This is a genomic window from Enterococcus sp. C74, from assembly GCF_040887125.1.
Classification (GTDB): domain Bacteria; phylum Bacillota; class Bacilli; order Lactobacillales; family Enterococcaceae; genus Enterococcus_B; species Enterococcus_B hirae.
The window spans coordinates 1-10,151 of record NZ_JBFOFA010000021.1 but is presented as its reverse complement, the minus strand read 5'-3'; the positions used below and the strand labels follow the sequence as shown (position 1 = coordinate 10,151).

General features: G+C 32.5%; 15 protein-coding genes and 1 pseudogene. 2 read left to right on the top strand and 14 right to left on the bottom strand.

Annotated elements, in window-relative coordinates; translation table 11 throughout:
- Positions 1 to 14: 14 nt before the first annotated feature.
- The 8 genes from AB3H93_RS14040 to AB3H93_RS14005 form a co-directional block, all read right to left on the bottom strand.
- Positions 15 to 206, bottom strand: coding sequence for a hypothetical protein (locus tag AB3H93_RS14040; protein WP_237558383.1), 192 nt, complete (start codon positions 204 to 206; stop codon positions 15 to 17).
- A 195-nt stretch (positions 207 to 401) separates the two neighbouring features.
- Positions 402 to 779, bottom strand: a complete 378-nt coding sequence (locus tag AB3H93_RS14035) for a hypothetical protein (protein WP_368020732.1) — start codon at positions 777 to 779, stop codon at positions 402 to 404.
- A 37-nt stretch (positions 780 to 816) separates the two neighbouring features.
- Positions 817 to 921 (bottom strand): DUF3789 domain-containing protein, encoded by a 105-nt coding sequence (locus tag AB3H93_RS14030; RefSeq protein WP_128436221.1) that lies wholly within the window; start codon positions 919 to 921, stop codon positions 817 to 819.
- 200 nt (positions 922 to 1,121) lie between these two features.
- A complete protein-coding gene (locus tag AB3H93_RS14025; protein ID WP_325822121.1) occupies positions 1,122 to 2,168 on the bottom strand; it encodes an FUSC family protein in 1,047 nt (348 codons plus the stop codon).
- A gap of 248 nt (positions 2,169 to 2,416) precedes the next feature.
- Positions 2,417 to 3,931, bottom strand: coding sequence for a peptidoglycan DD-metalloendopeptidase family protein (locus AB3H93_RS14020; protein WP_368020731.1), 1,515 nt, complete (start codon positions 3,929 to 3,931; stop codon positions 2,417 to 2,419).
- The gene (locus AB3H93_RS14015; RefSeq protein WP_241547006.1) at positions 3,932 to 4,105 is read right to left on the bottom strand and encodes a hypothetical protein; all 174 of its coding nucleotides are present in this window, start codon (positions 4,103 to 4,105) and stop codon (positions 3,932 to 3,934) included.
- 579 nt (positions 4,106 to 4,684) lie between these two features.
- Positions 4,685 to 6,058: a hypothetical protein gene (locus tag AB3H93_RS14010; protein ID WP_368020730.1), complete on the bottom strand. Its 1,374-nt coding sequence runs from the start codon at positions 6,056 to 6,058 to the stop codon at positions 4,685 to 4,687.
- Positions 6,059 to 6,207: 149 nt separating this feature from the next.
- Positions 6,208 to 7,140 (bottom strand): LysM domain-containing protein, encoded by a 933-nt coding sequence (locus AB3H93_RS14005; RefSeq protein WP_368020729.1) that lies wholly within the window; start codon positions 7,138 to 7,140, stop codon positions 6,208 to 6,210.
- A gap of 121 nt (positions 7,141 to 7,261) precedes the next feature.
- On the opposite strand from AB3H93_RS14005, the gene AB3H93_RS14000 reads away from it, so the two are divergent.
- Together AB3H93_RS14000 and AB3H93_RS13995 are read left to right on the top strand one after the other, a co-directional pair.
- Positions 7,262 to 7,507, top strand: a complete 246-nt coding sequence (locus AB3H93_RS14000; protein WP_368020728.1) for a hypothetical protein — start codon at positions 7,262 to 7,264, stop codon at positions 7,505 to 7,507.
- Between the two features lie 51 nt (positions 7,508 to 7,558).
- On the top strand, positions 7,559 to 7,783 hold the full coding sequence (locus AB3H93_RS13995) for a hypothetical protein (RefSeq protein ID WP_236592757.1): 225 nt from the start codon (positions 7,559 to 7,561) through the stop codon (positions 7,781 to 7,783).
- A gap of 470 nt (positions 7,784 to 8,253) precedes the next feature.
- Here the strand turns inward: AB3H93_RS13995 and AB3H93_RS13990 are convergent, their stop codons facing one another.
- The 6 genes and pseudogenes from AB3H93_RS13990 to AB3H93_RS13965 form a co-directional block, all read right to left on the bottom strand.
- Positions 8,254 to 8,619 carry a hypothetical protein gene (locus AB3H93_RS13990; RefSeq protein WP_081115515.1) on the bottom strand — a complete coding sequence of 122 codons (366 nt, stop codon included), beginning with the start codon at positions 8,617 to 8,619 and terminating at the stop codon, positions 8,254 to 8,256.
- Between the two features lie 18 nt (positions 8,620 to 8,637).
- A pseudogene (locus AB3H93_RS13985) lies at positions 8,638 to 8,978 on the bottom strand (DUF5406 family protein).
- Positions 8,979 to 8,996: 18 nt separating this feature from the next.
- Positions 8,997 to 9,272, bottom strand: a complete 276-nt coding sequence (locus AB3H93_RS13980; RefSeq protein ID WP_368020727.1) for a hypothetical protein — start codon at positions 9,270 to 9,272, stop codon at positions 8,997 to 8,999.
- Positions 9,269 to 9,406, bottom strand: coding sequence for a hypothetical protein (locus AB3H93_RS13975; protein WP_368020726.1), 138 nt, complete (start codon positions 9,404 to 9,406; stop codon positions 9,269 to 9,271). Before AB3H93_RS13975 ends, AB3H93_RS13980 begins: the two co-directional genes overlap by 4 nt.
- Positions 9,407 to 9,652: 246 nt before the next feature.
- Complete coding sequence (locus AB3H93_RS13970; RefSeq protein WP_081115518.1) at positions 9,653 to 9,871, bottom strand: hypothetical protein; 219 nt, start codon at positions 9,869 to 9,871, stop codon at positions 9,653 to 9,655.
- A gap of 72 nt (positions 9,872 to 9,943) precedes the next feature.
- Positions 9,944 to 10,151: hypothetical protein (locus AB3H93_RS13965; protein ID WP_368020725.1), on the bottom strand; the 208-nt coding region annotated here is incomplete at its 5' end.

Sequence of the window (10,151 nt, the reverse complement as noted above, 5' to 3'; positions counted from 1 at the left end):
AATAAACTTCTAAATTAATGACCGCCGGCAAAAATCTCGATTTCTTCTTTCGATAAATCAATATTCAAATGGAAATTTCCTTTCCCTTTGATTGCTAAAATTGCTTGTCCTTGATTAAGATTAGGAATACTTTCTAACTCGCTCTCACGTAGGGTTTCTTTGAAAGAATCTTTTAATTCATCAATCGAACTTGGGTCTTGTTTCATGATAAAAGTATAGAAAGTCGTTGATTGATTTTATCTGCTTGTTGCTGGACGTCTTCTTTCGTTTTTCCTGAAATATAGTAACGTGTCGTCACTTCTTTCCTGTATTTTCGATTGATAAATCAGGAAAAGATAGATTTTCCTCTTGTCTCTCCAAATCAAACATCCTCCTAAAATCCTAAATTAAATAATACCTACTTATTCTTTTGTAGTTTGTTTCATCAGATTTTCCGTAAATGCCTGACGATCAATTCCAAAATTTAAAGCCCCACTTCGAGATTGGATCACTCTCAAAATAGGTACTTCTTGAATGACATTTCTTCGATCATCTAAAATACACAAATTCTTAATATATCGAGCATTTGGTAACTGTTTTTGATAAGTTGGTTGACTCTTAATAGCATTGTCAGGTAAGCAATAACAACATTCAGTTTCAATTATGCCATTCTTTTTCTTTCTCAATTTTCTTGAAACACGAGATTTGATAATGTCTCTACTATAGGCATAAAAATTGTAATCTTTCTCTTCTAATAATAAATCCTTCACAGGATATAAATTTGATTTTTGGTTTTCCAAGATAAAAATTCCTCCTAAAAATTAGATAAATCTGTTTTTATTCTCTTTTAAATTGTTGATCTTCTTGTTTTCCTGGAACTAATAGTGCCATGATTCCTATTCCAAACATAGTACCCACAAACAGACCTGCATAAAATATCATATGAACTCTTTCCTTTATAGCAAAATAAAAACAGCCTTATTTCCTAGAATAAGACTGTTTTTGGATCAAGCAAGCGCGATTGAAAAATAAATTATATAAAAAGATAATAATATAAATTTATTTTCTATACTTATTTTTATTAGAATAATTATTATACTTACTATATGATATGAGCAAGCTCTTTTATCAATTAGCCTCTTTCACAATTTTTTTTGATTTAACAACATTTTTACAAACCAAATTCCCAAAATAGCTAAGCCTACACCTAACAAGTTATAAGTAAACCGCATTGCTAATGTTTGAGGAATTCCATACATCTGACTAGCTATCGTCAACGCACCAATACAATTAAAAACCGTTTTATAACGGTAACTTGAACAAAATCCTAAACAAATACCACCCAATAAACTTAGTATCTCAATTGGTAAATACATACTTAATAGAATAAAAGAAAATATACCAATAATTGTGCCTAACAAACGATCGGTTGCACGTGTTTTCAAATCAATTATTGAAAATCCATAGCTCGCAAATAAAGAGGAAAAGGCAAACCCAACCCACATGAATCGTTCAAAAGATATATACTGACTAACAGACAATAATAAGCTAATGAAAAATACATAGGAAAATAACCAAATTTTCAATGAAACACTCTTTTCTTTTAAAGCATTGAACATTGTCTTTTTTTTGTGCTTATTGCGATGATTGTGATAAATTATCCACCAAAATATAAGGAAAAAGAGACCAAAGAAAAGAAGACGATCATTCAATAATTTTTTCGTTATTTGTTCTGTTATTGTCGAATAAACAACAAATATATAAGAAAATCCATATAATGACGGATTTCCCATTTTGGGATCACTTAGAGTAGCAATTAGTATTCCTCCTAGTAAAAGGAAGTGCAACAATACTTGCAAAGTAAAATGTGGTAATAAATGGACAAATGGTGCAACAAAAAACGCACCAAAGACAACACTCAAGCCTAAAATTGATTGAGCGTATTTATACCCAAAGTCAACGAATCTTAGACTAAGCATCATACAGAAAAAGACAATAGCATATGACTTATTGGATTCACCAAAAAACTTCGTAGATAAAGCAATCACACAGATAGCAAAACCAACAATTAAAAATGAACGTAAAACTAGGGATAAAAGATATTTTCTACGATCATACTTGGATTTTGTACTTTTTATTTTTTGCTTAAGTATTAAAGGATCTAATTGTAGTAATTGATAAAAAGTCATTCTCTCTACCTCCTTACTAATACTGCTAATTACTTAACTAAATCTAGCAGTTATAAATACTTGAAGTAAGAGTTTTTTGGAAAATAGAGAATACTTATATAATTAATTTTTCACTTACGTAAATCTCTCATATCGACCAAACTAAACTACTATACGTCATACTTCTTTTGCTAATTTTTAATTGTTCAACATAACTTTTTATAATTTTTGTACTCAACTTATTCAGAAAATCAATATTAGAATATTTCTTAGAATAAGATTGTTTCTGGATCAATCAATTGTGATTGGTTTAAACTGTGATCTAAGCATAATTCAAAATGTAAGTGACTACCTGTACTGTTTCCTGTCGAGCCAACATAACCAATAATTTGTCCTTGCTTTACTTTGTCACCAACTTTGACTTGATATTCTTGTTGATGCGCATATAAAGCCGTTGTACCGTCTTCATGCTCAATGGCTACATAATTGCCCCATGAGGGGTGAAACTCTGCTTTAATAACCGTTCCTGCTTTGCTAGCATAGATTGGCTCGCCTTGTGGTGCTGCAAAATCGATTCCTCGATGAAATTCTCCTCCACGATTACCAAATGGACTAGAAATCGTGTAATTCTTTAATGGAACGGCATATCCTTTTTTATTTAATTTTGGACCCGCTACTTCTTTATCATACTTAGTTAAATCATAGGTTTCGATTAAACCATTCAATTTTTTATCGTAGCTAGTATCTGTCGCATAACGTCCTGTCAAAAATTTCGTTGCTTCTTGATAAGTTTTCGCATTCGTTTTCCAAACACCATCGTAAAAATATCTATTTCCTGTTAAGCCCTCTTTCAATAGTTGAGCATAGTCATTTAAGCTATCCTCGTAGTTTTTATACTGTCTAAAAGTTGCCTGAGTAGTATAAAGTGTCCCATTACCTAAATCTTCTTGTGTCGCAAAAGAGACACATTTTCCGTTATGTGTACCCTTGATACCAAATAAATTGTAATTCGGCGCTTGGGCTAATTGACTTTGACCACTCGCCGATTCTAAAATCGCTTGAGCAACCATGACTGAAGCATACAAATCATTTTCTTGTCCAATTTTACGAGCAGATTCGCCAATTTTACGAATAAAACTTTCGACAGACTCGTCTTTTTCAAAATGAATGTTTCCTTTATTATCCTGTTTGCTAGAAGGTACTAATTCTTGAATGGGCGCAGTTGGTGCTTGACGGTAAGCTTTTGACTCTTCTTGCACAGTTTGAGCTTGTACCTTTGTTTCTGCTTTTGGTTGCACATTTTGTCCAGTTGTTGAAGGCTGTGTCGCAACCGATTGTGAATGAGTGATTTCCGCAGGCTTCGTTGATTGTGTTGCTCCATGATTGCCCGATTCACTCGGTTTTGTAGTTGGCTGTTCCACAGGAATCGTTTCTGAAGGCTCAGTAGTATCTTGCGTATTATTTTCTGGTTGACTAGAATCAATCGTACCAGAAGTAGTTGTTTCTGGTTTTGACTCTGTTGTTTGTGAGCTATCTGCCGTAGAGTTAGTCGTCTGATCGTTTGATTCACTTGGTTTTTGTTCAGGTTGTTCAATGGAAGAATCTGTTGTGGTTTCTTCCTTAGTTGTATCTGTACTATCAGTTGTAGAACGATCTGTATTCACTGTCGTTGATTGTTCTGTCGCTACAGTTGATTGTTCTTCGTTTGCTAAAACAGATGGAGTATAACCAACAACTTGACCTAATAATAATAAAGCAGATAATAGTTTACTCGTTCTCTTCATCTACAAATTTTCTTCCTTTCCTTTATTCAATATAGTTTCTGCAGGAATCTTTTGTCGAATTTGAACCCACCAATAATCTGGTAATCTAGGAACATATCCTTCTTTTTCTGCAATGAACAAACAATTCAAAACGACGGATATACTTAAAGAAAATTCATGATAGTTATCCTTCATTTTGAAAAATAGTTCTTCTGAACATTCTTCACACAGCGTATGATCTTCTACTTGCCAAACGCCTTCTTTTAAGTCAGAAGAAACCTAATTATCACAATTGTTATTCACTTATCGTTATCCTCCTTCATTCTAACCAAAATCTCTCAACAATAAAGTGACTTCACATTTTTTTCAAAAAATTTTTATAAAACTCGCTACTTCCTTTATAAAACCAAATAAGCGATTAGAAATTTTCTAACCGCTTATTTGGTATTCAATTTTTTATTAATTATTTGTGCGACTTACAACGAACAAAATAATACAATATTAGCATAGAAAAAATAAAATTACACTTTAACCATTTTTGTAAAATCTGCATAGCCTTTTTCTGTCCGAGAACGTATCATTGACAGCTTCTTCATAGTAATATGATAATATTCTTCACTTAAGAAGAAAGAAAAGAAATAAAATAAGGGATAGTTTCTTTGCTTAATAATCTCGTCTCCAATAATTAGTTGAATATTAGTTAAATCTCTTCCTTCTTGAAAAACAACTTCTTTATTCTTAATTAACCCACAAGGAAGACACATGCCATACATTCTACATATTAGCTTTGCCTTTGTCTGCATCTACTTTTTTAATCTTCGCATTACCGTTTTTTAGCACTTTAATATTTACTGTAGTTTTTTTAGGGTCTCCAACTTTCGCCCTAATTACATCTTGTAAATATGGAGCTTGATATAAAATCGTTGCACCTACATACGTATTATCTATATTATATTTGAATTGTAATTTGCCAGTTTCTGCACTACTGTTTTTAGGTGTAAATTTCAATGTATTTCCACTTATTGAAGTCGTTACATCTGCACTATTAACCATTAACTTATAGTAACTTAAAACATTATTAGAATCAGTCAAACTCAATGTTTCTCCTAATTTAACAGTATATGTTTTTCCATCAAATGAAGGCCTTTTATAGAAAGTGCCAACTTTAGTTAAAGTCGCCTTTTTGAATGATTCATACCCAGCTTGGCTCACTCTTCCTTGACCACTTAAGTCCGTAATACCAGAAGTCGTTACACCTGTAGTAATTTCTTGAACTAATTTTTCTGTATAAAAAGCATTCACAACTGATTTTTGTTTTTCCCAGCCCCAATAAACAACTAAAGAAGCTTTTACATATTTGGCATCAGACACTTCAGAAGTAGTAAAACCAGCATTCGCTCCCCAGTTTAAAGGCGCTCCTGGTTCAACACACCAAAGCATATTGCCATTACCGTCTTTTTTAGCATAATAGCCAGTTTCTACATTTCCATTCGATTGTGACCAATGAAAAGCAGAATTACCATAATTAGAATCTACATAAACCACACCTTTTCCCTTAGGCATAACAAAAAAAGCACTTTCCAATGCTGCTCTCGCTTGTGCTTGGTTTTGTGCTTTAATTGATTCTACTTTTTGTAATACTTCAAATAAGTCGGAACGATACGAAGTACCTGTCGTACTACGAATTGAACCATCTTTTAACAATTCATAACCATTATCTGCAAATATTTTTTTCACTTCTTGATTTAATTGATCTTCAGTCTTCGCAGGAACAGGCGTTAATGATTGTCTATTCGCTTGATCTGATTGTTCTGTTAAAGAATCAGAAGTTGTTTCTTCTTTACTTGTACCTGTATCATCAGTTATAGAACTTTCAGTTACCATAGGAATGGATTGTTCTGTTTTTCCTTCTATACCTTTGCTTGCAATTTTGTCTTCCTTCTGTTTATCTTCTTGAACAGAAGAATTGGTTATATCTTTGTTTTCTTTTTGAGAATTGCTCTTTTCTACTTGACTACTTTCCGCTTGATTAGATATTTCTGTTTCAGCTAATGCACTTAATGATTGACTAATAACACCAGATAAGCTCAATAAGAGCATAAAAACAGTTACTTTTTTCCGTATCTTATTAAATTGATTAAACTTCATCTATACTTTCCTCCCTATAATTTTTTATCAATTTAACAATACAATTAGTAATTCATTGAAATCACCTCTTAAAATAAACATAAAAAAAGAAGAAATAACTTATCGTCATTCCTTCTTTACTAACAAAAAAATTACTATTTTAAATTATCTTAGTAGAAATCAATCGAGAATTTTTCAGAACCATCACTATAATCAATAGTAATCAATTTATATCCTTTAATACTTAAATCATTCGCAGCTTTTTCATCAGCAAATTTATTTGCTTCTTCTGGAGTATCAAACACTTTTCCACTATTTCCAATGTATCCACTCACAATCGTTGGAGCTTGTGGCTTACTTGGAGTAGTTGTTCCAGTATTTCCGCCTGTTGATCCTGAACTACCTGTGTTTCCTCCGCTTGGTTTATTGCTAGGTTGTAAAGGTGTTGTCGTACTTCCACTATTTCCTGGAGTTGAAGGGGTTGTTTGTCCTCCACCAGTATTTCCACCTATCGAACCATTTTGATTACCATTATTATTTGGTTGACTTGGTTGTGTTGGTGTTTGAGTTGTGCCACCGTTATTTTCTGGCGTGCTTGGCGTTGTTGTTCCTGTATTTCCAGTTGTTTGACCGCCAGTTTGTGTATTACCTGTTACTGTGTTATTAGTTGAAGGTGTTGTTGTGCTTTGAGTTGCTGAATTTGTTGTATTATTGCTTGTTGTACCTTGTACTGGTTGTCCAACTGGTTGGTTTGCAACTACTTTATCTTCATTTTGGATTACTGATTGTGCAACTGTTTCTCCTTTGTTATTCTGAACAGTTGCTACATTGCCATCAAAAACTAGTTTATTGCCTGCGTAGATTAAGTCTACATTCGCAATTTTGTTCATATCTGCTAATTTTTGTACAGAAATGTTTGTTGCTTGACTGATTCCACTTAGCGTATCTCCCCAAACGATTGTATATTCGTTACCTTTCATATCTGCTTTGATTTGTTCCACAGTACGTGGTGTCCATTCTTCTGCATTTACTTTCTCGTGAGCAGTTGCTAACGCAACTCCACCAATAGTTGCTCCAAATGCAAGTACTCGTAATTCTTTCATTTTATTTTATATTATATTTATATAATATAATTACAACCATTTTAGATTAGATTTTTTAATTTTTTTCATTTATAATATCTTTAGTATAATTTTTATTAATTAATAGAATAAGGAGAGAACTATGGATACTAAAGACATTAATGAAATAAAGCAATGGATGAATAATAATCTTGTTACTAAACAAGAAGCTCTAAAAATTACTGGACAATCTGCTCAAGGATTTCAACAATCTGTTCGTACTAATATGATTGATCCCTTCTATGAGAGCAAGAATGGTAAAGGTCCTTCCATTGTACGCTTGTATTTAAAAAGCGACATAGAAGCCTACGCTAAACAATTACAAGCGAAGAAGCAGAAACACCAATAAGTCGTTTCTGCTTCTTTATCGAAAAAACAATTCAATATGGAGAAAACTATTATGAAGAAAAAATCCCTCATAATCTTATCACTCAGTATCGTACTGATATCTGTACTTATCATTGCTTTTTCTCTGTTTAGAAAAACAGAAACAAATAGTTCCGTAACCACCACAACCTCTAGCAGTGTGATTAGTAATTCTAATTATCCTTCGCTAAGCGAACTAAAAAAACTTCAAGGTGCTGATATTCAAGATTTGGGAAAAACTCAAATTAGTACTTTTTAAAGATAAAAACATTGCTATTATATCTCCCGAATCAGGAGAAGAAATCCAATTACCTATCAAAGTAACGAACAAAAAGAATAATTTGTTTGAGATTCCAGAACTGAAATATGCTTCTAAATCTTTGAAAATAGGTGATTTTTTTGGATTAGCAAGAAAAGATAAACAATACTTTACTTACCAAATAAATACCTGATTAGTTTCTGTTGGAAATACTTTTTTAGAGTTAATATAACAAAAGAATTATATCAAACTTACTTGTTATTTAGTTCGTCATATTCATAATTGTACGTTTTAAATTCATAATCGTATCAAATGTACGAGGGAAAAAAACTCGTACATTCATTTAGAGAATTTGAAGAAATATTACCTACCTATTTTCCTACCAAAATTTCTCTTATATACTTTTTGTTTATCGTGCAAAAGAAATAACATAAAACCTACTAGTACTAAAAAAATTAGAAAATAGCCATTCATACGATCATTCGTTCCTTCCTTGTTCTTTGTTGATATATATGGATAACTGCATTTGCTAACTCGAATTGTCGTTGTTTCCAATTCTTTGGATCTCGACACCAGTTCACAAATTCACTACTCGTATACAAATAGGAACTATCAAAAATTTCTTCAAACATTGTTGCTAGTTCAATTTCATCTGACTCAGCTGTAACAAACAAATACAAATCTGAAAATGTTATTCCTTTGGAAAGATAATTTGCAAAATATTCGATTCTTTCTTGTACAAAACTTGGAATTTTAGATTCAGTCAATTCCTTTTCATATTCTTTCCTCAACCGAAATGTAGTTAAAGAAACTGTGCTAATTTTGTTTATTTTCATTGTCTATTCCTCTATTCTCTATTTTTCTTTATCTGCTACAAAATCAATAATTTCAATACCAACAATATATTCGCTCAATATGACCAAGCATCTTCTACAGATAATTCGTCTCCTTTATCGTTCGTAAGAGTCATTTTGAACCACTCATTGCCTTCATCATCTTCAGAAAGCAATCCAAACCCAACTGGATTATCAATCAATGGTTGATCGTACAAATCATCCTCGTCTCATGCTAAAACATCTAATCCTTTACAGTTTCCACCTTTTCTAAACATTACAAATCCTTTATAATCCCAACGTTGAAAAGAAACTTTAACAGTATGTTTTCCCCATCGAATATTAGGATCATAATTTTTCATCTGCTGTATCCTCCTCTTTTATGACACAATCAAATATTGATGTGATACGCCTTCTTCAAAACGATAATAGACTTTCACTCGTTCAAATCGTTTCGAAAGACCAAAAAAACAACGTTTTTCTTTTGGTGAAAAATGTGCAATATATTGACTTACTGGAAGCTGACGATCTTTTCTTTGACTAATTTCAGCTAAAATATCTTTCTCAAAACGACGAATGAGTTTTCTTTCTTCCCGTAAATCAGTTCTTCGAATAAAAGCATCTACCAAAGGACTGTAATGATATTTTGTACTCACACCATTGCCTTCTTTCCAGGAAGTACAAGAATAACTAATGACTCAAAAATTTTTTTCGCATGAATCCATTCATCTGTTTGGCTTTGACAGGAATAATATACATGTCCGGTATATTTCCCCATAACCTTTACCATAGACATTGACTCCTTCTCTTAATTAATTTTCTCGAAATACTTTACATATAACATATTCGTTATCGATTATTCGCTCTAAAGAATCACAAGGATAAATTCTCTTTTTATTTTTCTTTTGGTCTTCCTTTACGATCCACTGAAGTTTTTGAATCGTTTCTTCACTGACCGCCATCTTGATCCTTTTTTCTTTGTTTCCATCAGGTGTCCCTTTCTTTACTAGTAGGTGTCTCCTCTATTTTTCTAAACCTAAGCAGTTCGCAATTTCAACATTCGGACAACCTGACCGTTTTGAGTGACATAATTTGGAAGAATCGCCTGACTTCTTGATAATTCCGCTAATAATTGACGATAACGTCTTTCTGACCATTTCTGTCTTCTTTGTTGCAGAGAAACATATTCAGCCATCGAAATTTCCTTACGTTTTCCAGATTCTAAAAAACAAATCAATCGTTGAATTTCCGTCATTTGAACGCCTCCTAATAAAAAATTCCTCTTGTTTACAAGTAAATCAAATAAAACAAAATATAGTGTTCGTTGTTAGGGAAAACGATAACCTGGCATGTTAGGTAAATGCTCAACCTGTGAACCACAAATCACACGAAATGTACCAAGTATCAGAAATCCTTCTGCTAACAGATAGTTACCGAAGTAACTCTTACCTGTGCTACTTATTTCTCCGCAACTTGTCCTCACACAATCTTCCCAAAGGTTCACTACGCCTTCAGGTACTGTCCTTCCAAACACA

Bases quoted from the DNA above. Each gene is read 5' to 3' on its own strand.
- AB3H93_RS14040 (WP_237558383.1), bottom strand. From the start codon at position 206: ATGAAACAAGACCCAAGTTCGATTGATGAATTAAAAGATTCTTTCAAA.
- AB3H93_RS14030 (WP_128436221.1), bottom strand. From the start codon at position 921: ATGATATTTTATGCAGGTCTGTTTGTGGGTACTATGTTTGGAATAGGA.
- AB3H93_RS14025 (WP_325822121.1), bottom strand. From the start codon at position 2,168: ATGACTTTTTATCAATTACTACAATTAGATCCTTTAATACTTAAGCAA.
- AB3H93_RS14020 (WP_368020731.1), bottom strand. From the start codon at position 3,931: ATGAAGAGAACGAGTAAACTATTATCTGCTTTATTATTATTAGGTCAA.
- AB3H93_RS14015 (WP_241547006.1), bottom strand. From the start codon at position 4,105: ATGAAGGATAACTATCATGAATTTTCTTTAAGTATATCCGTCGTTTTG.
- AB3H93_RS14010 (WP_368020730.1), bottom strand. From the start codon at position 6,058: ATGAAGTTTAATCAATTTAATAAGATACGGAAAAAAGTAACTGTTTTT.
- AB3H93_RS14005 (WP_368020729.1), bottom strand. From the start codon at position 7,140: ATGAAAGAATTACGAGTACTTGCATTTGGAGCAACTATTGGTGGAGTT.
- AB3H93_RS14000 (WP_368020728.1), top strand. From the start codon at position 7,262: ATGGATACTAAAGACATTAATGAAATAAAGCAATGGATGAATAATAAT.
- AB3H93_RS13995 (WP_236592757.1), top strand. From the start codon at position 7,559: ATGAAGAAAAAATCCCTCATAATCTTATCACTCAGTATCGTACTGATA.
- AB3H93_RS13990 (WP_081115515.1), bottom strand. From the start codon at position 8,619: ATGAAAATAAACAAAATTAGCACAGTTTCTTTAACTACATTTCGGTTG.
- AB3H93_RS13975 (WP_368020726.1), bottom strand. From the start codon at position 9,406: ATGGTAAAGGTTATGGGGAAATATACCGGACATGTATATTATTCCTGT.
- AB3H93_RS13970 (WP_081115518.1), bottom strand. From the start codon at position 9,871: ATGACGGAAATTCAACGATTGATTTGTTTTTTAGAATCTGGAAAACGT.